This is a genomic window from Fervidobacterium riparium, from assembly GCF_025370035.1.
In the GTDB taxonomy this organism is placed as follows: Bacteria; Thermotogota; Thermotogae; order Thermotogales; family Fervidobacteriaceae; genus Fervidobacterium; species Fervidobacterium gondwanense.
The window spans coordinates 966,392-988,917 of record NZ_CP009277.1; the positions used below are offsets into that span (position 1 = coordinate 966,392).

General features: G+C 38.6%; 23 protein-coding genes. 19 read left to right on the plus strand and 4 right to left on the minus strand.

Annotated features, from left to right (window positions below; genetic code table 11):
• Positions 1-18: 18 nt before the first annotated feature.
• From cheC to IB67_RS04445, 19 genes are all read left to right on the plus strand, one after another.
• Positions 19-633, plus strand: coding sequence for a CheY-P phosphatase CheC (cheC, locus tag IB67_RS04355; RefSeq protein ID WP_072757994.1), 615 nt, complete (start codon positions 19-21; stop codon positions 631-633).
• A 5-nt stretch (positions 634-638) separates the two neighbouring features.
• Entirely contained in the window at positions 639-1,118 is a 480-nt protein-coding gene (cheD, locus tag IB67_RS04360) for a chemoreceptor glutamine deamidase/glutamate methylesterase CheD (RefSeq protein WP_072757995.1), read from the plus strand.
• The gene (locus IB67_RS04365; protein ID WP_245789459.1) at positions 1,115-1,816 is read left to right on the plus strand and encodes a FliA/WhiG family RNA polymerase sigma factor; all 702 of its coding nucleotides are present in this window, start codon (positions 1,115-1,117) and stop codon (positions 1,814-1,816) included. The genes cheD and IB67_RS04365 overlap by 4 nt, the downstream gene beginning before the upstream one ends.
• 5 nt (positions 1,817-1,821) lie before the next feature.
• The gene (locus IB67_RS04370; RefSeq protein ID WP_143145246.1) at positions 1,822-2,139 is read left to right on the plus strand and encodes a hypothetical protein; all 318 of its coding nucleotides are present in this window, start codon (positions 1,822-1,824) and stop codon (positions 2,137-2,139) included.
• A gap of 3 nt (positions 2,140-2,142) precedes the next feature.
• Positions 2,143-2,631, plus strand: a complete 489-nt coding sequence (locus IB67_RS04375) for a hypothetical protein (protein ID WP_072758000.1) — start codon at positions 2,143-2,145, stop codon at positions 2,629-2,631.
• On the plus strand, positions 2,610-3,383 hold the full coding sequence (locus IB67_RS04380; RefSeq protein WP_072758002.1) for a hypothetical protein: 774 nt from the start codon (positions 2,610-2,612) through the stop codon (positions 3,381-3,383). Before IB67_RS04375 ends, IB67_RS04380 begins: the two co-directional genes overlap by 22 nt.
• A gap of 121 nt (positions 3,384-3,504) precedes the next feature.
• Positions 3,505-4,812, plus strand: a complete 1,308-nt coding sequence (gene rsxC / locus IB67_RS04385) for an electron transport complex subunit RsxC (protein WP_072758003.1) — start codon at positions 3,505-3,507, stop codon at positions 4,810-4,812.
• Positions 4,809-5,783, plus strand: a complete 975-nt coding sequence (locus IB67_RS04390) for an RnfABCDGE type electron transport complex subunit D (RefSeq protein ID WP_072758005.1) — start codon at positions 4,809-4,811, stop codon at positions 5,781-5,783. Before rsxC ends, IB67_RS04390 begins: the two co-directional genes overlap by 4 nt.
• Complete coding sequence (locus IB67_RS04395) at positions 5,780-6,487, plus strand: RnfABCDGE type electron transport complex subunit G (RefSeq protein ID WP_072758007.1); 708 nt, start codon at positions 5,780-5,782, stop codon at positions 6,485-6,487. Before IB67_RS04390 ends, IB67_RS04395 begins: the two co-directional genes overlap by 4 nt.
• The gene (gene rsxE, locus IB67_RS04400; protein ID WP_072758009.1) at positions 6,487-7,152 is read left to right on the plus strand and encodes an electron transport complex subunit RsxE; all 666 of its coding nucleotides are present in this window, start codon (positions 6,487-6,489) and stop codon (positions 7,150-7,152) included. The genes IB67_RS04395 and rsxE overlap by 1 nt, the downstream gene beginning before the upstream one ends.
• Positions 7,149-7,721, plus strand: coding sequence for an electron transport complex protein RnfA (locus IB67_RS04405; RefSeq protein ID WP_072758011.1), 573 nt, complete (start codon positions 7,149-7,151; stop codon positions 7,719-7,721). Before rsxE ends, IB67_RS04405 begins: the two co-directional genes overlap by 4 nt.
• A 164-nt stretch (positions 7,722-7,885) precedes the next feature.
• The gene (locus IB67_RS04410) at positions 7,886-9,970 is read left to right on the plus strand and encodes a polyribonucleotide nucleotidyltransferase (RefSeq protein ID WP_498875489.1); all 2,085 of its coding nucleotides are present in this window, start codon (positions 7,886-7,888) and stop codon (positions 9,968-9,970) included.
• Between the two features lie 7 nt (positions 9,971-9,977).
• Entirely contained in the window at positions 9,978-11,201 is a 1,224-nt protein-coding gene (locus IB67_RS04415; protein WP_072758015.1) for a M16 family metallopeptidase, read from the plus strand.
• 25 nt (positions 11,202-11,226) lie between these two features.
• Positions 11,227-12,600, plus strand: coding sequence for an ATP-dependent protease ATPase subunit HslU (hslU, locus tag IB67_RS04420; protein WP_498875490.1), 1,374 nt, complete (start codon positions 11,227-11,229; stop codon positions 12,598-12,600).
• Positions 12,601-12,698: 98 nt separating this feature from the next.
• Positions 12,699-13,970 (plus strand): carbohydrate ABC transporter permease, encoded by a 1,272-nt coding sequence (locus tag IB67_RS04425; RefSeq protein WP_072758296.1) that lies wholly within the window; start codon positions 12,699-12,701, stop codon positions 13,968-13,970.
• A 12-nt stretch (positions 13,971-13,982) separates the two neighbouring features.
• Complete coding sequence (locus IB67_RS04430) at positions 13,983-16,142, plus strand: carbohydrate ABC transporter permease (RefSeq protein ID WP_072758019.1); 2,160 nt, start codon at positions 13,983-13,985, stop codon at positions 16,140-16,142.
• 175 nt (positions 16,143-16,317) lie between these two features.
• Positions 16,318-17,580 carry an MFS transporter gene (locus tag IB67_RS04435; RefSeq protein ID WP_072758020.1) on the plus strand — a complete coding sequence of 421 codons (1,263 nt, stop codon included), beginning with the start codon at positions 16,318-16,320 and terminating at the stop codon, positions 17,578-17,580.
• A 21-nt stretch (positions 17,581-17,601) separates the two neighbouring features.
• Positions 17,602-18,477: a riboflavin biosynthesis protein RibF gene (ribF, locus tag IB67_RS04440; RefSeq protein WP_072758022.1), complete on the plus strand. Its 876-nt coding sequence runs from the start codon at positions 17,602-17,604 to the stop codon at positions 18,475-18,477.
• Entirely contained in the window at positions 18,458-19,099 is a 642-nt protein-coding gene (locus tag IB67_RS04445; RefSeq protein ID WP_072758024.1) for an endonuclease III domain-containing protein, read from the plus strand. Before ribF ends, IB67_RS04445 begins: the two co-directional genes overlap by 20 nt.
• 12 nt (positions 19,100-19,111) lie before the next feature.
• Here IB67_RS04445 and fliD read toward each other — a convergent pair whose 3' ends face one another.
• From fliD to IB67_RS04465, 4 genes are read right to left on the minus strand one after another with little or no spacing between them, the layout of a single operon-like run.
• Positions 19,112-20,890: a flagellar filament capping protein FliD gene (fliD, locus tag IB67_RS04450; RefSeq protein ID WP_498875491.1), complete on the minus strand. Its 1,779-nt coding sequence runs from the start codon at positions 20,888-20,890 to the stop codon at positions 19,112-19,114.
• Between the two features lie 4 nt (positions 20,891-20,894).
• Entirely contained in the window at positions 20,895-21,257 is a 363-nt protein-coding gene (locus tag IB67_RS04455; RefSeq protein WP_084634321.1) for a flagellar protein FlaG, read from the minus strand.
• Between the two features lie 29 nt (positions 21,258-21,286).
• Complete coding sequence (rbfA, locus tag IB67_RS04460; protein WP_072758029.1) at positions 21,287-21,664, minus strand: 30S ribosome-binding factor RbfA; 378 nt, start codon at positions 21,662-21,664, stop codon at positions 21,287-21,289.
• Positions 21,642-22,511 (minus strand): HDOD domain-containing protein, encoded by an 870-nt coding sequence (locus tag IB67_RS04465; protein ID WP_072758031.1) that lies wholly within the window; start codon positions 22,509-22,511, stop codon positions 21,642-21,644. Before IB67_RS04465 ends, rbfA begins: the two co-directional genes overlap by 23 nt.
• Between the last annotated feature and the right edge of the window lie 15 nt (positions 22,512-22,526).

The window sequence follows — 22,526 nt, forward strand, 5'->3', positions numbered from 1 at the left end:
TTGAAGGGAGGAAGAAGGATGCTTGAAAAGCTTACAGACGTTCAGTTAGACGCGATAAAAGAAGTTGGAAACATAGGAACAGGTAATGCAGCAACTGCACTCTCAATGATGCTTGATAAAAAGGTGGACATTTCGGTTCCTCAGGTAAAAGTTGTCCCTATTTCTAAGATACCTTTTTTGTTTGAGAAACCTGAGGAAGTTGTTTGTTCAGTAAAGATGGAACTTAGAGAGGATATGACGGGTGAGATCCTCTTAATTTTTGAACCCAACACAGTTAAGATTATAGCAAAAGCATTAACAGGTGTAGAAGTTAATGATGTCACCGAACTTGATGAATTTACATCTTCAATGCTCAAAGAAATAGGAAATATAATGTGCGGTTCATATGTAACTGCACTGGCAGGTTTTACAAACCTTTTCATAAATCCAGAACCACCAGAATTAACCATAGATATGATAAGCGCCATAATATCAGAAATTTCAATTCCATTAGCGATGGCAGGTGAGGAAAGCATAATGCTCATTGAGACGCTCATAGAGATAGAAGGCATAGAACAAAAGCTGCAGGGATATCTGCTCTTAGTTCCATCCGTGGAGTCATTGGAAAAGCTCCTTAAAGCCTTAGGGATGTGATAAATATGAAGAAAAAGGTTATAATAGGAATAGGCGAATGGGCTGTTGAAAAGAATCCCGCAGTTTTGGTAACACTCGGCTTGGGTTCTTGCGTTGGCGTGTGTATTAGAGACCCAGTGGCTAAGGTAGGAGGAATGGTTCATGTAATGCTACCTGAAAGTGGCGGTAAACCTACGAATACACCTGGCAAGTTTGCTGATACCGGTATAGATTTGGTCATTGAAGAGATGGTAAAGATGGGAGCAAGTAGGGGTAGACTTGAGGCTAAGATTGCTGGTGGAGCCTCGATGTTTCAGTCTGCTATGGACATAGGTGCAAGAAACACCCAGGCTGTGAGAAATGCGCTTCAAAGAAATGGTGTAAGGATTTTAGCTGAGGATACAGGCGGTAATAAAGCTAGGAGCATTGAATATGATATTGAAAGTGGGAAGTTACTTGTTAGAAAAGTTAAAACAGGTGATGCTGTGGAGGTTATAGAAATTTGATTGTTAATAAAGAATCAATAATAAGAGAATTCTTGCCTTTAATCGGAAAGATGGCTAAGGATCTAAAAGTTAATCTTCCACGTAATGTTGAAATTGATGATTTAATTCAGGAGGGTGTAATTGCCCTCTTGCAAGCTGTGGAAAAATACGACCCAAGACATGGAGCAACATTTAAGACATATGTCTATAATAGAATAAAAGGTGCAATGATAGACTATTTGAGAAAATTAGATTATCTCCCGAAGAATGTCAGACAGGATATCAAAAGGTTGGACAAGGCACTTTCAGAATTTTACGTACAACACCAGCGACTCCCAAAATATGAGGAATTAGCTGAGATCCTTAACATGAGTGTAGAAGATATCCAGCAAATTTATAATGAACTGATGTTGAAGCAGTACATGAATATTGATGAATATCTTTTTGAAGTTCAAGAAAATTCACATATTAACTTTGATATATCATCAGACGAAGATGTTAGAGAACAGGCATGGAAATCTATACTTTATGAACAACTAATTTTGGCGATAAATAAATTAGATGAAAGAGAGCAACTTATACTTAGCCTAAGATTTGAACATGAGCTTTCACTTAAAGAAATTGCTGAAATTCTTGGTGTAAGCGAATCAAGGGTTTCTCAATTATTAAGTGCGATACTCTCGAAGCTTCGAGCTTCTATTGAAGCAGAGAGGGAGTGATGCAGATGGCAGAACCAATTAGTGGCATACAGAATCAGACGATCTTTTTGAAAGTTAGCCATGAAAATTCTCATATGGTGAGTATACAGCAGTATGCTGCACAAGCTGCAAGTATGAGTAGTGCACAAAGTGTTGCGAGAAGAACTGAAGCAGAGCTCCGTTCAACAAGAAATGTTGAAAATACCGAGCAAAAGTACATGAAAAGCGCCACGGAGGGCAAGAGTCAGGGAGAGTACTACTCCTCGGAGAGAAAAGCTAAAGAAGGGGTAAGGGATAAAATTAAGAATCAAGATAATTCTCATATATTAGATGTGAGGGTATGAATTATGATCGGCTATCTTAGCGTCAAAAGCATCGATGGAAAGTACTTGGGAGGAATCTTGATCGTTAACGATTACGGCATTCCTGTCGAGTTCAAGTACTCCGAGCCTATAGTTCCAACGAGGCTGCAGCAAATTATTTACGGAAATTCGCTTGAATATTACTTAAATACCGAGATTATTTCAAAAGGTTTGATACAAAAGCTGGAAAATCGACCAGAATTATTGTTAGTCGAGGATCCTATGTTACTTTTCGACAAGAATATCGTTATGGTAACACTGCTACCACAAATGGTTAACGAAAAAACTGAAGGCAACGAAGCTGTTGTAAATGTCAATAACAAGAGTATACGAATAACTTTTCCTGAAAACATAAAAGTAGAGAATACTCTTGTCCAAAAAGTTGTAGAGCTATCTCAGAAATTCGATATATTTGAACCATTTGATAGGATAGAGAAGGCACTTGAGTACGTATGCGAATCGCAAGAGAGATAATAGAAACTCTCAAACTTGAACTGGGTTTTCTAAAGAGCAAAAGTGTACAGTTGGAATTTAAGTCTGACGTGAAAAATGAGTCTATCAAGTTTGAGTCTCAGTTTGATAAGCTCGATATTGTAGTACCTTTTTTTAAAGATTTGCACGCAAGTTTTTCTCTGAAAGTTGATAGTTTAGTTGAGAATTCGCAAGCTTTAAAAGTAAGAAATACTAACGGAAACTTAACTTTGAATGTTAACAGTTGCCATCTTGCCCAACGCATAGCCGTACATGAATCGCTTCCAAAGTCGGAATTCCTGATAAAAAATTATGAGATGGCATCTTACTATGCAAAAATACAATCGGTTACCCCATCCTTTGATTTCTCTGCACTTTCTCACAACGTTATAGGGCAGGCTAAAATTAGTGGGTACCGTAGCGTCAAATTTCCTTCAAATATCCGAGTTGAAGAGGGAAAAAATTTTCCAATCTACTTGTGTGAATATATACCCTCACAGTATGTAGAAAAAGCAAAAATCTTGGATGCGTTAAAAGCATTGAGTCAAAAACACGATATATCCCACCTAAAGTTTTACGCTTATTATAAAGAAATACCAATTACGAATGTTGAGTCAATAAAGATCCTACAAAATAGAAACATAAGGGTTTACTTTAACTCCAAGGTTGCTTTGAAAGGGTATAATAGGAACGTGACATTCAAAGATGTATTGGTTTTTAAATACGATGACAAGTATCTTTACCACCTTTTATAGTTTTTTCACACAAAATTAGACAAATTTAATCTTCATATATTAGGTAACTATGCTTATAATAGTTACAGTAGCACTTTGACGATAGAGCTGAATTTTTCATTTTCTTTGGGAGGTGTGGTAAGTGAAGTTGCTCACGTTTAAGGGAGGAGTGCATCCACCCGAGAGGAAATTAACAGAGCACGAAAAAATTCAGAAAGCCCCATTGCCGGAGAAGGTTGTAGTCATGATGGCTCAGCACGCAGGTGCACCTGCAAAGCCAGTTGTTCAAACTGGGCAGCAAGTCAGGACCGGGCAAGTTATCGGTGAACCACAAGGTCCTATATCAGCCTATGTTCATTCGCCTGTGACTGGAACCGTTGTTAGTGTTACAAAAATTAACAGCGCTGTTCACGGCATGGCTGTCGAAGCTGTTACAATCGAGGTAACAGGTGAAGACGAATGGGAACTGTTACCAAAGTTGGATTGGGCCAAAGCTTCTAAGGAAGAGCTTGTTGAAAGAATCAAACAGGCGGGGATAGTTGGTTTGGGTGGTGCAATGTTCCCAACTCATGTAAAGTTGAATCCACCGAAACCCGTGGACACTCTGATAATCAATGGTGCAGAGTGTGAACCGTATCTCACGATAGACCATCGAGTAATGCTTGAAATGAGTGAGGATATACTCTTAGGTATAGAAATTACAAAGAAGATACTCGGGGTAAAAGATGTTTATATTGGAATTGAAAGTAATAAGAAAGATGCCATTGAAAAACTTGAAAGAGAATGGAATGGCAAGGTAAAAGTTGCACCACTCAAAACAAAATATCCTCAGGGTGCAGAAAAACAACTGATAAAAGCTATCACGGGAAAGGAAGTTCCAAGCGGGGGACTACCATCCGATGTTGGGGTTGTTGTGCAAAACGTTAGTACAATGATAGCCATAAAAGAAGCTGTTATCGACGGGAAGCCACTGATAGAAAGAGGATTAACACTAACCGGTGAAGGTGTAAAGCAAAGAGGTAATTGGTGGGTAAGGATAGGTACACCAATATCTTGGATTATAGAAAAGCTTGGCGGTGGTTTAGTCGAAGGTTATGAACAAATAAAGGTATTGATGGGTGGACCCATGATGGGAATACCTGTTCCAAATTTTGATACTCCGATTCTCAAAGGAAATAATGGTATCACCATTATACTTGAGCAAGAAAGAAGGAGCACTAATTGCATTAGATGTTCCTATTGTGTTCATGTCTGTCCGATGAATTTGCAACCATACCTTTTGGATTTGATGGCAAGAAAGAAAAAATATGACGAAGCCGCTGCTATAGGTCTTCTCGACTGTATCGAGTGTGGCTCATGCACTTACATCTGTCCAGCTAACGTAGAGCACGTTAAATCCATAAAATTGGCGAAGAAGGTATATCGCACACTGAGAGGTGGTAAAAAATGAAACTATCCACGAGCTCAGCACCTCACGTCAGAACCAAAGACTCAACAAGCAAGATAATGTTGGACGTGATAGTAGCCTTGGTCCCGGCCGTTATAGCAGGTACTTACTTTTTCGGGCTTTACGCTTTGGTTCTTTCCATCATAGGAATGGTGAGCGCTGAATTAATTGAGTTATTTATTATGAGAGTATTGAGGAAAGATAAGAGTTTTGTTCCGAATGGTAGCGCGGCAGTAACAGGTTTGCTTCTCGCACTAAACGTAAGTGCCGCGACTCCTTGGTGGGTACTGGTCATAGGAGTTGTCTTTGCTATTGCCATAGTCAAACACGCTTTCGGAGGATTGGGTCAAAATATATTCAATCCAGCGCTTGCCGCAAGGGTGTTCCTATTGGTTTCTTTCCCAACAGCAATGACCACATGGTATAAACCAATTAATTCGTTTGCTGGATGGTATACTGATGCTCAGACAACTGCTACACCACTCGCAATACTTAAACTTCAGGGATTTAGCAAGGTTATGGAGAACACGAATTATTTAGATCTTGCTTTCGGAAACATAGGCGGTTGTATTGGTGAGACAAGCGCAATACTGCTATTTATTGGCTTTTTGTATTTGCTTTTCAGAGGAAGGATAAAAGTGATAGTTCCAGCAACATATATAGGCACTGTTTTGCTGGTCGCCTCGATTTTCTATTCGATAAATCCGGAAAGGTTCGGCTCACCCACTTTTCATCTCTTAGCTGGTGGTCTGATGCTTGGTGCTCTCTTTATGGCAACTGACATGGTAACATCTCCAATGACTTTGAAAGGGCAAGCCATATTTGGTGTTGGCTGTGGAGTACTAACGATGCTTATTAGATACTTAGGTGGTTATCCTGAAGGTGTGTCACTCTCCATACTGCTGATGAACAGTTTAGTCCCGATAATTGACAGGCACACCCAGCCAAAGATATTTGGGAGGGGAAAAGCATGAATAACAAGAATAATGAAAGCAAGAAGGCAATGTGGAAACTTAGCATTACTCTCATGATTTATACACTTATTGCTGGAATCGCTCTTGCGCTTGTTTACCAGTACACGCAGACAAGGATAGCTGAAGCTGAGTTAGCTAATGTTATAAAGTCGATGGAGTATTTACTTACAGACGAAACTGGTAATCCAATAGTAAGTCCAGAAGAGATTAAAAAGCTTGTGATTGAAAAGAGGAACGAAATGGGTAAGGTAATATATCAAGATGATATAGGTACAGTAATCTCTCCCGTGTACGAATTCGAAACTTCAGGTCAGAAATATTACATTCTCAGTGGTTACGCTGTTGGTTATGGTGGGAATGTCGTTACAATGGCAGCATTCAAATATGATAGGAACGAGCTATCACTAAGTTCGATAAAAGTCCTTGACTATTCGCAAGAGACACCAGGACTTGGTGCTAAGATCTCCGAAGAGAGCATCCAAAAAAGATTTTTCCCAATTCCAGAAGAGGGACTGAAAGCTGGGTTAAAGGTGGATAAAGATGCAGGTAAACAATCTGTAGACCCTGATGAAGCAAAACTTGAAGGTGTAGTAAAAGTGTCAGATGTCATGACTGGTGCGACGATCACACCGAGGGCTGTTGTGAATTCTCTGAATACAATGTATAAATTCTTGAGAGAAAAAGAATTAGGAGGTGAACAGTGATGGCCTCCAAGCTCTCAGAGTTCACGAAAGGTATAATAAAAGATAACCCAACGTATGTTCAAGTTCTCGGCATGTGTCCTACGCTTGCTACGACTACAAGCGCCAAGAATGGTTTTGGTATGGGAATTGCTGCGACGGTAGTTCTCGTGATGTCAAATGTTGTTATATCAGCCATACGGAAAACAGTTCCTGATAAGATACGAATCCCGATATTTATAACTGTAATTGCTACATTCGTTACGATAGTAGACCTCTTGATGCATGCATTTACGTACGAGCTGTGGAAAACGCTTGGATTATTCATTCCGCTTATTGTTGTCAACTGTATAATAATGGGACGTGCGGAAGCTTACGCTTCAAAGCACGGTGTTGTAGATTCATTACTGGATGGTCTTGGCATGGGGGTTGGATTTACATTGAGTTTAACATTGCTTGGAAGCATTAGAGAATTGCTCGGAAATGGTACAATTTTCGATGTAGAAATATGGGGAAAGGCGTTCAATATGTTTGTTATGATACTTCCACCTGGGGCGTATCTCACACTCGGTTTGCTTGCAGCTCTCTTTGCGGCAATATCTATAAACAACCAAGAAAGGGCAAAGAAAAAAGCACAACAGGAAGCACAAAAAGCGCAACCCGCACAGAAGGCTGGTGAATCGAAATGAAGTTGTTCCTTATATTATTGTCCGCAATGTTAGTTAACAATTATGTTTTTGTTAGATTCCTTGGTATATGTCCGTTCTTAGGTGTGTCACGAAAAACATCAACTGCGCTCGGTATGGGCTTTGCGGTGATTTTTGTTCTCGTAATGTCATCAGCAATTTCTTGGTCACTCGATTTGCTTCTAATAAGGCTTCACTTAGAATTTTTGAGAACAATAGTCTTCATATTAGTTATCGCGACTTTCGTACAATTTGTTGAGGCATTCTTGAAAAAGAATAACCCAACGCTCTACGAAGCTCTCGGTATTTATCTTCCTCTGATTACAACGAACTGTATAATACTCGGAATTGCGATTGTAAATAGCTTATCGAAGTATAACTTGTTAGAAGCTGTATTCAACGCCCTTGGTGCTGGCATTGGATTCCTGATAGCGCTGTTGATTTTCGCTGGTATAAGGGAAAAGCTTGACTTGTACGATGTGCCAAGACCATTTCTTAACCTGCCGATATCTATGATAACAGCCTCTCTTCTTTCCTTAGCGTTCATGGGATTCCAGGGCATGATTAAGTAATTTCTTAGTAAATATATAGAATAGCGAAGTTCCGGGGTGACCCCGGAACTTTTTATGTATTTAACATTTTTTGGAAAGAAAGTTTTCTGATCATTCAAAAAGTATAGGATTTGTGGTAAAATAATATGATGCAAATAAGGAGCGAATTAAATGGAGGTGCACATATGAGTGTGAAAGAATGGAAAAAGGTGCTTTTTGGTAAGGAATGGACATTCCAACACGGTAAAGTTGCTAAGCAGTCCGCTGGTTCTATTTGGGCGAGGTTTGGTGACAGTGTTGTTTTGGCAACCGTGAATGTTTCTGACAATATTGTTGAGGGTATCGACTTTGTTCCTTTAACCGTTGAGTTTATGGAGAAGTTCTATGCAGCAGGTAAGATACCTGGAGGTTTTGTTAAAAGAGAAGGGAAGCCTTCAGAAAGCGGAATCCTTTCTTCAAGGCTTATAGATAGACCTATTAGGCCACTCTTTCCAAAGAGACTAAGAAACGAAGTCCAAGTTATTGTAACTGTTCTATCGGTTGATCCTGATTGTCCAGCAGATGTACTTGGAATATCTGCCGCGTCTCTTACATTAAATATTTCAAAAATACCATTTGACGGTATTGCCGCCGGTGTCCAAGTTGGTTATGTCGATGGTGAGTTCATAGTCTTTCCGACAGTCGAACAACTTGAAAGAAGTAAGATAGATATCGTCGTTGCTGGAACTAAAGACGCTATCACAATGGTTGAAGGTGAAGCAAAAGAGGTAAGCGAGGACGAGATGCTCAAAGCACTAATGGTTGCGCATGAAGCAATCAAGGAAATTGTCGCGTTCCAAGAGGAAATTTTGAAAGAGTTCCAGATTGAGAAAATGCCTCTTCCAGAGCCCAAATACAACGTTGAGCTCGTCGAGAAATTCGCAGAATATGTAGATATGAGCGAACTTGAAAAGAGAATATTTATCCGTGGGAAACAGGAACGAGCTGAGATGGCTGACGATTACTATGAGAGTATAGTTCAAAAATTCTTCGAGGATAACAATATATGCGAAGAAGAACAGGAAGAATACAAAATACCACTGAAGGAAAAGTATGACGAACTGTCCAAGAAACTTATGAGAAAAATAATTATCGAACGCGGAATGAGAGCAGATGGGAGGGGGCCAAAAGACATTAGACCAATTACATGTGAAGTTGGTCTCTTACCACGAACACATGGTTCGTCTCTTTTCACGCGTGGCGAAACCCAGAGCCTTGGTATAGTCACGCTCGGTTCTCCGGCAGAAGAACAGATAATCGATACGCTTGTTGAGGAAGGAACTAAAAGATTTATTCTTCACTACAACTTCCCGCCATTTTCAACAGGCGAGGTAAAGCCACTCAGAGGTACAAGCCGAAGAGAAATTGGGCACGGGCACCTTGCCGAACGCGCTGTGAAAGCAATTATCCCGTCCGAAGATGAATTCCCGTACGTTATAAGGGTTGTATCTGAGATACTTGAATCCAACGGTTCATCGTCGATGGCAACGGTATGTTCCGCTTCATTAGCATTGATGGATGCGGGTGTTCCTGTTAAGAAACATGTTGCTGGAGTCGCGATGGGGTTGGTACTTGAAGGCGATAAGTCTGTTGTGCTTACAGATATTCTCGGGCTTGAAGACCACTGGGGAGATATGGATTTTAAAGTCGCGGGAACAAACGATGGTATAACAGCATTTCAAATGGACTGTAAAGTCTCTGGGGTTAGCGAAGAGCTTCTCAGAACGGCACTTTACCAAGCAAAAGAAGCAAGGATGTTCATCCTTGGTAAACTCTACGAAACAATATCTGAACCAAGGAAGGAGTTATCACCATATGCCCCAAGAATTAGTTGGTTCTATATTGACCCTTCAAGGTCTGGAGAATTGATCGGACCGGGTGGTAGGATTATAAAATCGATAATTAAGATGTTTGATGTAGAGATAGCTCTTGATGACGAGAGTGGAAAAGTAACAGTTAGTGGTGTTAACGCAGAGAAAGTCAATGAGGCCGTCGAATACATTAAAAACATGTTTAGAGATGTGAATGTTGGTGATGTATACGATGGAAAAGTAACGCGCGTTGAAAACTACGGTATATTCGTGGAAATCGCACCGGGTAAAACAGGTTTGACTCATGCGAGCAAGCTTGGTAATATGAAACCGAACGCGTTCAAAGTTGGCGACAGAATCAAGGTAGAAGTTGTAAGCATAGATGAGACTGGTCGTTTTCAACTAAGGAGGGTTGAATGATCAATCTATGATAAAAATAGCGGAGAACGTTTATTATTACGAAATCCCTGGTGTTCGTTCTGCAACAATAGCTTTCATTGTTGGCAGTGGTCCGGTTTATGAACCGGACCATTTACTCGGTATTTCTCACTTCATTGAACACACAGTTTTTAGAAAAACAAGAAAAAGAACACTGAAAGATATAAAATTTCCCATTGAGGAAGTTGGTGGAAGCTTAAATGCATGGACCGACAAAGAGGACACCGTTTATTATGCCAAAGTCCCATCATCGTATTTCAAGACAGCGTTCGATATTTTACGAGAAATAGTTTTTGAGCCTTACTTTATCGAAAGGAACGTGGAACTAGAAAGGAAGATCATCCTCCAAGAGTACTATTCAGATATGGAAATTCCTGAGCAGAGGTTGTTTAACAAATTCTTTGATGAACTGATAGACGGTCCACATTCAAAATCTGTAATCGGCAATGAGAAAACTATAAAAAGCATAACGATAGATGATATCGTACAGTTCCATTCCGAAATGTACGCACCCTATAACGTTAAAGTCTTGATAGCTGGTCATATAGACAAGAAAGATCTCGAATACGTTAAGAAAAAACTAGATCTCTCAGAGGGTATTCGAACTACAAAACAAAACTCTATGCTCAAGCCAGGAATTGTTTACGATAAATTTCAAGAGACACAACAGATGCATTTTCTTTTTTCTCATAACGGAATATCGCTTTCTGATGAAGAAAATATCTACGGAGCTATGGTTCTCAAAACACTGCTTGGAAGCGGTATGAGTTCTGTCCTTTTTGAACAGATAAGGGAAAGAAAAGGACTGGTTTACGATATAAGCGCTTCTCACTTACAAGGAAAAGAATGGGGAGTTTTCCTCATCTATGCGGCCACTTCAATTGAAAACTCAAATGCACTTGTTAGCGAGCTGTTCGGTTTGCTGAAAAACTTGGAAATTACTAAGAAGCTCTTTGACTATGGAAAGAAACGATTGCTTGGATATTTGGAGTTACTTACAGAAAGTACATCATCTCTCATTTCGCTTTACACACAATATTTAGCCAATGACTTAAGAGTTAAGACGTTAGATGAGATAATAGAAAATGTAAAAGCAGTAGATTTGGAAGCGGTAAAGAAAGCATATGAAAAAATGATATCTGGACAATGGTCAATGACGTGTGTTACGCCAAATGAAGAGCTGAGTATTGGACTGGAAGATATAAGAGTATGAAAGTAATAAAGTGGAGGTGTGAAAAATGCACGATTTCGATACATTAACACCCCGTCAGATAGTAGAAGAGCTAAACAAATACATAATAGGGCAGTATGAAGCGAAAAAGGCTGTCGCTATCGCAATTCGTAATAGGATAAGAAGACAGAGGTTGCCAGAAGAATGGAGAAAAGAAGTAATACCTAAGAATATACTGTTAATAGGTCCAACAGGTGTTGGAAAGACCGAGATAGCAAGAAGATTGGCACAACTCTCAGGTTCTCCGTTTTTGAAAGTTGAAGCGACAAAGTTCACAGAAGTGGGCTACGTTGGAAAGAATGTAGAATCCATGATACGCGATCTTGTTGAAATCGCGGTCAATATGGTTAAGCAAGAGAAGATAAAAGAAGTAGAACCGAAGATTAAAGAACTCGTGGAGGAGAGAATTCTTGAGGCACTCGTCCCAAGTAAAAAACAGAGTGTACCATTTGCAAATATATTCGGTTTTCAACCGCAATCAGAGCAACCTGATGAGCATGACATTAGAAGGCGAAGAGCAGAATTAAGAGAAAAACTCAAGAATGGTGAATTGGAAGACATGGAGATCGAAATAGATGTTGAGGCGTCTACACCAGGCGTTGGATTTGTGGGAATTCCCGATATGGAAGATATGGGGATAGATTTTTCTCAGGTATTGGGAAATATTCTACCAAAGCAGAAGAAAAGAAGGAGGATGAAAATCTCCGAAGCTCGGAGGGTATTGGCACCTATTGAGTCAGAAAAGGTTATAGATATGGATGAAGTTGTGCAAAAAGCGTTGGTGCTCGCACAAGAGAGAGGAATCATATTTATTGACGAGCTTGATAAAGTAGCGGGTGGGGGGCAAACACATGGACCTGATGTTTCAAGACAAGGTGTGCAAAGAGACTTACTGCCAATAGTTGAAGGAACTACAGTGACAACAAGGTATGGACCAGTGAGAACCGATTATATACTCTTCATCGGAGCCGGGGCGTTCCACATGACAAAACCGACAGATCTCATCCCAGAACTGCAAGGAAGATTTCCTATAAGAGTTGAGCTTGAACCTCTAAAAGAGGATGATTTTATAAGGATATTAACTGAACCTGAAAATGCTCTTGTAAAACAGTACAAAGCGCTGTTGTACACCGAGGGTGTCGAGCTTGATTTTACTCAAGACGCGATACGACAGATAGCGAAGATCGCATATCAACTTAATGAAAGACTTGAAAACATAGGCGCAAGAAGACTGTACACCGTTGTTGAAAAGCTCTTAGAAGACATCATGTTCCAAGCACCTGAAGTGGAAGAAAAGAAAGTAGTCATCGATGGAGAATTTGTTGTAAAAAAACTCGGAGAAATAGTAAAAGACGAGAATATTTCATCGTATATCTTGTAAAACTATGTCAAATATCTTAAATTGGCAAAATAGTGTACGGGGGTGGAAACGTGTTAAAGACGAACATACGTAAGTTTAAGGAAGGGTTGCTTGCTTACATGTTCTTGCTGCCAGCTTTGCTGGTGCTGAGTGTATTTACATTCTGGCCAATTGGATTTTCCTTCGTTCTAAGTTTCTTTAAATGGGATTTTCGAAACATGAAAAACCCATTTTTCTACGGCTTAGGGAACTACAAAGAGATTCTTAAATTTGACTATCCTGTAAAATTTTCCTTTTACAAGGGATTAATCTACAGCTTACTCTATATTGCCATTGCATTCTTGACGACAATGTTGGTATTTGCCATTGTCCAGTTTGTAATCAAAAGAAGCAGGACGAGAAGAGATGTTTTATTCATAGCAACTTATATAGCTGTTGTTCTAATTTATCTTGTTTTACGTCAATCCCTCTCGTTACTGGCGGCAATTTTGATGTTCATATTGTTCTCGGCAGCAATCGTATATTTTTGGAAAAAATCTACGTTCACCAGTCTAATTAAAGAACATGCGTGGATTAGTGCTATTATATTTATTATTTCATACCTTGTCTTTGAGTTCCAATTGTCAGCAAGTCTAAACAATCAGTCTTATGGTCTAATAGATTACCTACTCGATGCCTCTGAAAAAAATCTCTTTGCAAAAGCACTTCTCAACACGACGTATTACGTTATCCTCACCGTTCCTATTGGCTTGACTTTAGCGTTGTTAATAGCACTTTTATTAAACAATGATATAAGGTTTAAAGCATTTTTCAGAACATCTTTTTTCATACCATTTGTTACATCAAGCGTTGCTGTTGGATTGATCTGGAAATGGATATACAACGATGATGTTGGATTGTTAAACTATATATTGACTTCAATGGGTTTGCAACCTGTCAAGTGGTTGAAAGATGCAAAGTGGACCATACCAACTGTGAGCATTGTTTCAATTTGGAAGAGTGTTGGATACAACGCTATGATATTCTTAGCAGGCCTGCAGAACATCGACACATTTTACTATGAAGCAGCGGAAGTGGATGGTGCGAATAGTATGCAGAAGTTTTTCAAAATAACATGGCCACTACTTTCTCCAACAACATTTTTCCTACTCATAGTATCTGTGATAGGTGCTTTCAAAGTCTTCCAGGAAGTATTCATACTCTACGATGGACTTCCAGGTCCTTACGGAAACAGCGGTATGACAATGGTTTACTACGTCTTTGATCTATTTTACCGACAACAGAGGATGGGTATAGCAAGTGCTGCAGCTTACCTACTATTCTTAGTAATTCTCGTCTTCACATTCATCCAGTACAAAGTTGGCGACAAAGTTGTAGAGTATGTCAGCTGAGGGGGAAAATGTATGAGAGAGCTTAAAAAGTTGTTCATATATGTGTTGTTAATTATTGGAACTGTTGTCATGATAGCACCTTTTGCCTGGATGCTTGTAACTTCTTTCAAGCTTCCTTCTGAAGTAAATTCTTGGCCCCCAAGATGGACTACAAAATCATTTTTATCAAGTAGGATTGTAAAAGTAGTTCCCTCTACAGGTACTGTCTCGACAGCCAAAGGATTGAGTCTTAGAGAAGCGCTTACATTCGTTTCTAAAAAAAGCACTGGTTTGAACCTTGTCGTAAACGATGATCCGTTTTATAGAGGAACACTTCGGATACCATTGAAGAATGCGAAGTACAGCTATGGTATAGACAAGCAAAAGCTTGACGAGTTTATTCAAAAACTCGAGTTACCTCAAGAATTTAGCAACGAGTATGGTACTCCAGAAGAGTTTTTTGAAAGTGTGTTTCTGTATTACAAGAGTGGAGCTAACCCATATTTCAAAAGGTCTGAATTTACAAACAACTTACTTATGACACTAGATTCTCTCTTTGATACGATAGATACTATAATGACTTTTGGTATAGATAGAATAGTAGATGATGAAGAAAGAGGCAATTTTGAGAACTTCTTGAGAGCAAAACAGAAAGATATCGAAGAGCTGAAAACAAAACTTGAGAAATTTAAAGCAGGTACTGAGCTTGTTTTGAGTGATAAAGAGATACACGAAATTCTGAGTATCATTAATAATTACAACTTCGTTTACGATGGTTTTAATGAGATAAGCGATAATTATAATAACGTTTTCAGAGGTGGTTTGGGCACATATTTACAAAACATAAAATTCTACACAGAGGTTGCTACTTACTTTGGACAAATACAGTCTCTTGTTGTTGACAGCGATATTATCGCAGTACCAATGACGAAAAAAGAACGAATTGAGCTACTTATTAAGCGTTCAGAAGACTTGAAAGACAACAAATTGTTGCAGGAGATAGTTAGAAACGTTCCACTGAATAGTGTCGTTGAAGAGTTTGCAAAGAGATTGGATGATAGGATTTTGAAAGAGTATGAACTGAGTTCCAGCGAATTGACAAGTATAAAGACATTGATAGGAAATCTTATTAATATAGCACTTGAGAATGGAATAGATGTAGAAAAAGAAGCATCAGTATCGTTTGAAAATCTAACAAAAAGAATAGAAGAGGTTGTAGGCTTCAATTTGTCGTACATGTCAACAAAATCTAAACTTGATGCTTTTGCTGAAGAGATAGATAATTCTGAAAATCTATTCAAGGACATTACATTGAACGTTCAAGAGATGCAAAATCTGAGAAATATATACGAGAGCACTATATATGCATGGAAAATAAAAACTGCGCCAGCTTTTGTAAAAGATATTCTTGTAAAAGAAGGAAAGAATGTTGAGATAGTCATGGAAGGTGTCCATCCTGTTTATTTTGTCGATGACAATATTCAAACTGTTAGCCTGACCTTCATGTTTTCAGAAGTTGTCAAAAACATCTTTCAGAACTACGTTGATGCTTGGAATGCTGCGCCATTTGGACGGTATTACGCAAACACAATATTCGTTGCCGTTGTGACGACGATTCTCGAAGTCATTATTTCAGCAATGGCTGCTTATGCATTTTCATGGATGAATTTCCCTGGGAAGAAGATTCTTTTCAGCATATTCTTAGCTACAATGATGGTACCGGGAGAGGTCTTGCTTGTGCCGAATTTTATAACAGTAACTAAGCTTGGATGGATTGACACGTATTACGCCCTTATCGTTCCATGGGTTGTCAGCGTATTTTCTATATTTCTGATGAGACAGCATTTCATGAGTATTCCAACAGAACTCTTTGATGCTGCAAAGATAGATGGCTCGTCGCACTGGAGATTTTTGTGGCAAATAGTTGTTCCTTTAAGTAAACCTGTTGTCATAACCAGTGCATTGTTGAAATTTGTAGGAAGCTGGAATGCGTTCTTGTGGGTTCTGATAGTAACTAATAGTCCAAAATACAGAACACTAACTGTTGGACTTCAAGCATTTAGCTCAGAGGTTGGTACTCTCTACAACATGTTGATGGCTGCCGCAACGTTTAGTATACTGCCAGTTGTTGTTATATTCCTTTTCACACAGAAGTATTTCGTAAGAGGTATTGCAAGAACCGGATTAAAATAACTATTTTGGAATTATAAAAATCAGCGATCGTATAGGGGCACTCTGCAGAATTGATGAGTGCCCTTTTTTAATACTTTTAACATAAATGCCAAATGAATGACTCTTAACAACTTAATCTACAGTGATAATATAAATATATGAAAGGAATATTGAAGATTAAGGAGCAGATCAACTAATGTACAACAAGACGATGAAACTTTCTGTTTTGGAAGGAGCCCTTTACACACTTGCATTCAACGCCACACAGGGGTTTGTATATTCAACCCTTGCTCTTTACTATGACTTTGATCCGCTACTTGTTTCAGTTTTAGCGGTTTTACCAGCAACGTCACAATTGATACAGTTTCTAACTCCCATGATATACAAATTGATACCGTCAAAACAAAAGGCTATATTTTGGCTTGCACTAATTGCACGAACAGGATTTATCGTTCTGCCTATCTCAATAATTGGAAGGATTAGGAACGATATTATCGTTGCGGTTCCTTTTGTTCTTTTCAGTGTACTTAACAGCTTAGTTGGTAGTCTATGGACCTCCGCAATGAAAAATATAGTTCCTGAGGAGCAGAGGAACAGGTATTTCGGCATGAGGAATACTATTGCAACTTTTGCAGGTCTAATTGCGTGGGTTTTGTATTCTCTAATTCTTCAGTACTTTGAAAGAGAACTTGCATTGTTGCTGATCTATTCCGTTTCATCTGTGATATTTATAGTAACGGCATACCTTTTATATTTACACGATATACCAGAGACAAAAGTTGCAGAGTATAGTTTATTGATGCCACTTGGAACTTTGAGAAACAAGAAGTTTCGGAATTTCTTGTTGTTTGTATTTATATGGAATTTTGCAATTCAATTTGCTGGCCCGTTCTTTAGCTATTTCGAGGTTTCTCAATTGAAGGTTCCTTATTCATATCTTGGTGTACTCAATGTTGTGAATTCAGTCCTTGCTATGTTCTTTTACACTTTCTATGGAAAGGTAACGAGCAACATTGGTGAAAAGAATATGATAAGGTACGGTATTACACTTGCTCTCGGAATACCGTTTCTGTATTCAATTATGACTCCGAGCAACTATAAGTATTTGCTCTTGATTGATGTGACTGTTGCCGCGATGGCTTGGAGTGCTATAAACCTCGCATATTTTACTTTGCTTTTAAGAATAGTAGATGAGCCGAGCGAGGTATACATATCCATGCATGCTTTTGTCGCAGGCGTTGCATCTCTGATAGCCTCACTTGCTGGTGGCTTTACCTTGAAAGCAATTAGAGATGTCACTATTGGAAATTTAACAGGTTACAACATCATGTTCATGTTGGCATTCATTCTGAGGCTTGCAGCTTTGATATATTTCATAAAGATGGATATCGGAGAAAGTCACAGACCTCTAAAGTTTTCTGAAATTAGTCAGATATTTCTAAGAAGACACAAGGAGTAAATCAGGAGGAGTGTTTGATAGATGTACATAACTATTGGTGTTTTTGATGGTGTTCATAAGGGACATGTAAAAATACTTTCAAGGCTTAAGGAGCTATGCGAATTTAATGATTGTGGTGCTCGTGTATACACAATTGTGTACCCAATGGAATACTACACTGGAAATTTTGATGGGTTAATTACATCACTTGAAGATCGATTTGAACTGCTTTCCGTTTATGGTGACGTTGAAATACTTGAACTGCCAAATATAAAGAATTTTGAGCCAGAAGAATTTTTTGAAAGGATTTCCTCTAACATAGATGGTATAGTTGTTGGTCATGATTTTCGATTTGGAAAAGGCGGAATTGGGGATACTGTTTTACTTTCTAAACTTTGCAATGAAAAGAGAATAAGACTTGAGGTTATACCGCCCGTAATTGTGGATGGTGTAAGGGTAAGCAGCAGTTATATAAGAAAACTCATAAAGAACGGACAGGTTTCAGAGGTCAGAAAATTTCTTGGTAGAAATTACTCAATACACGGAACTGTATATAGAGATAAGCAAATAGGAAGAAAGCTGGGATTTCCAACTGCAAATATAAAAAGACCAGACCATTATCTTGTTGAACCGATGCCAGGTGTCTACTTTGTAAAAGTCTATCTGCCTGTTCAAAAGTATGGCTTGATGAATGTTGGTTACAGGCCTACAATAGAGCATTCAAGGAAGTTAAAATATGAGGTATACATATTAGATTTTTCCTCAGACATCTACGGGCAAGAAATTCGAGTGGAATTCTTGGAATTTATGAGACCAGAGATAAAATTTTCTTCCATCGGCGAGCTAATAGATCAGATGAAAAACGATGAGGCAAACGCAAGGAGGCTTATTGAAGAGTATGAAAAGAAGAAGTCTTAATTGTAAAGACTTCAATATGTTGTCGAAGTTAATAATAGAACATTTCCCACGACCTCATTCAGAAACGGATCCATACAAAGTTCTAATAACAACTATACTGAGTCAAAGAAGCAGGGACGAGAATACAAACGTTGCTGCAAAACAACTTTTTGAAGTGTATAACAATATAGAAATCTTAGCAAATTTGAACCCAACGCAACTTTACGATTTGATAAAACCAGCTGGTTTATATAAAGAGAAAGCAGAAAGAATAGTTCAAGTATCAAGGATAATCTTAGAAGAGTATAATGGGGTAGTACCTGACACGCTAGAAAAATTGCTGCGTCTTCCCGGTGTTGGTAGAAAAACGGCGAATATCGTCCTATATGTTGGTTTTGGAAGACCTGCACTTGCTGTTGATACACACGTTCACAGAATTTCCAACAGATTGGGTTGGGTTAATACAAAGAGACCAGAAGATACAGAAGAACAATTAACAAAAATATTGGACCCCGAACTTTGGGGTCCAATAAATGGTTCTATGGTTGAGTTTGGAAAGAATATTTGTAAACCTGTATCACCAAAATGCGAGATTTGTTTTTTGAAAGATTGCTGTCGATATTATTCAGAACTAAAGAGATAAATATTAATTCTATCACTTCTTTTGAGCAAACGCCTGAGCCATGAATCCACCTTGTGCTTGCAATTTTGCCAGTGCACTTTCAAGCGTTGAGTACTTTGCCCAGAGCTGTTGCTCTTTTTTCTGCAAGTACTCAAGCATTGTGGCCATACGCTTGGAAAGTATTCGTTTCTCTCTCTCGAGCCTTCCGTTCAAACCAGCAACTGTGTCTATTTCGCCGTTGAATTTTGTCAATGTCCAGCTGTAATCTTTTATTTGAAGCGCCAATCCTTTAGTTCCCTCAGTATTCCCAAAAAATTGCCAGACCGCTTCCGCACCGTTGGCATCGATGAAACTTTTCAGCTTGTCTTCATTCAAGGTAATTTTACCTCTCATTGTGTTAGTGAAACCTTTTCCTGTATCACCAGATTCAATTCCAAGAGTATTCAAAGTTTTTCCATCAATGTTCATTGTTAAGAAGCTTCTGAATTTGTCAAATGTTCTTCTTATGAACGAATCGCTCTTAAGTAATCCTTGAATCTTCTCATCTTCAGTCATCTGGTCTTCTGTTTTACCTCTAACTTTATTCTCAGTGAGTTTTGTATAAAGAAAATCGGTCAACTCATTCCACTTATTTACAAATTCTTTCACACGCTCGACTATCTTATCCTTGTCTGTTGAAACTGTAACTGTTGTTGCTCCAGTTGCTGTTAAATTAAGCGTCAGCCCGTTGTATGTCAGACTGTTAGTTCTTGAGGTCAATTGTTCAGTGTATCCATTTAATGTTACGTTTACCTGTGCAACACTTCCAAGTGTAAAGGTACCAGTGTCCAGTCTTAGAATGGTTAGTAAATCGCTATCACCTGTCACATCAATAATATTGTCTCCTGTTGTTTTGCTTGTTATGACTAACCTTCCGTTTTTATCGTCATAAGTTGCGAGTACTGAAGAGACTGAACTATTTATTTTCTGAACTATGTTACTAATCGTATCTGTATCTTTTAAAGTTATATTTGTTCCATTAATCGTTAGAGTTCTGTCGCCAGTAATTCCGAGATTAGAAAGTGTCTTATATGTTGAGTACGCTCCGACATTTCCGCTACTTTCCAAGGTGAATGTTCCGGATTGTTGAGTCATAACCGCGTCGTTTAATCTGAAAACAAAAGTGAAGTTACCAGACGTATTTGAAATCTGAAACGCCTTATCAGATGTTATTTTAAGTTTTCCATCTGTAAAAGTAACGGTCGCACTCGCACCAAGGCTTGTGAGTGCGCTTTGAAGATTAGCAACGACATCATTTATCGTATCTGTCGTTGCAACACTAATCGTTGTCTCGGTTGTACCTATCTTTATTTTCACAGTTGAATTCTGTGAAGCGTATCTTGCATCTATGTCACCAACCATATCTGCCGATGTAATAGTCTTTCCAAAGTCCTCACCTAAGAATATGCTGTTTGTAGCAAGTGACAATACTTCGACATTGTATGTACCGTCTTGAGCAGTTGGCGTGGCAACCGCACTGAGGATAGAATTTGAGGCTGTGGCACTTTTAGGTATAAGTGTTGCCTGGAGCGAGAAGTTTGACAGGTATGTATAGAAATCTCTAATCTTATCTGAGACCTTTTGATAGGCCTTTTGTAAATAAGTATATTGCAAATATTTTTCATTGAGTCTCTGGAGGGGCATTGACTCAACTTCTAATAACTTTTCAATGATAGATTGTGTATCCAGACCACTAACCGCACCGCCGATTTGCAGCCGTGACGAACCCTGGTAGCGATAATTGATGTTATTTGCTATACTTGAAAGGTCCATTTAATCACACCCTTTCGTCCATCAAAACCCCCAACAATTCCTGTATATTCTTTGCGAGTTTCACTGCAAGTTCTGGAGGAATCTGGCGAATAATTTCCCCCGTTTCGGGATCTTTGATCTTTATGACGACCATGTTTGTATCTCTATCTATTTTGAATTCAGCTTCTCCTCTAAAAATTTTCTTTAATTTTTCAAGGTTTTCCTTAAACAAGTCAATATTTTCAGATTGAGGAGTGACTACACCGATTTGCTCACTTTGATGATTAGAGTTATTTTCGGTTGTTTGTACATGTGTGTTCGGCATTGGAGATTTCTTTTGAAATTCTTGGTCAACATTTGGTACTCCCAAACCTTTTATAACCTCCATACGGACCCCTCCGTTTATTAGAATATCCCTTATTCGTTATCGCCTAGTTTTTTATTTTCTTTAATTGAATCAAGCAGCTGACCTATTCTCACAGTTGCTTCAATGCCTTTATCTTCTTTAAACCTCAACTCGGGAGCTACATACATTCTTATATTCTTGGCTACGAAAGTTCTAAAATACCCCTTCTTAGATTCAATGTATTCCAAAATCTCTTTTCTTTTATTTTCGTCACCAAGGACACTAACATAAATATCAGCATATCTTTTGTCTTTTGATACTTCTACTCTTGAGATCGTTATGAGAGACCTTGATTTTTCTATGAATTCGTCCTTCATTTCCATCAGCGCCTCAGAAATCACTTTTCGCAACTCTGATTCGAGCATTTTAAGCTTGTATTCCTGCTTCATCTTCAACACCTCCGTATATTATATCTTTAGATTTATCAAACACTCTATCAAGTTCATTGTATATTACTTTCAAGGCAGAAGGTTTCAACCCCAAAACACTTAAAGCAAACGGGTCAAGGTACGGTTCACCGTATGACAGTGAATAGCCAGGTAGGAATATGTTAGAATAAACGTTTGCTAAGTGGACTATACATATCATCTCTATATAACGAGAATCTGGGTTCAATGATGGTTTCTCGTGGTATTGCGCTACACTTATGTATTCATCTGGGAATTTCCACAATCTTAGGAGTTCACCACCTATCTCCATGTGATTTTCAACATTTCCCTTGTATTCCAAAAGAAAAAACGGTACTTGAGATCTTTCACCAACTTTTGAAATTTCATAGGTATACTTGGGAAACATCAAATCAAGTACCAACTTCCCAATATCATGCATCATCCCAGCCAAGAAAACTTCTTCTCTGTTTATGAAACCTATGCTTTTTGCAATATGCTCTGAAAACACTGCTGTTAACATGAAATGAGACCATAATTTATCATGGTCGATAAAGGTATGTTTCGAATGAAGTGCCGAATAAGTAAAGACGCTTAACGCAAGATTTCTGACCGTTTTGAAACCTACGATTACAATCGCTTCACTTAGCTTAGTTATCTTGCGTGGAAGACCATAATACGCGGAGTTAACTAACCTCAATATTTTGGTTGATAACCCGACATCCATAGATATAGCCTTTTCGAGGTCTTTTGCACTCGAATTTGGATTTGAAGCTGTTGAGATTATCTGTTGTACCACTATGTCAGGTGTAGGTATCTCAGTAACTGTGTTTAGTAGCTCTTTAATCATTATTATTCCCTCTTG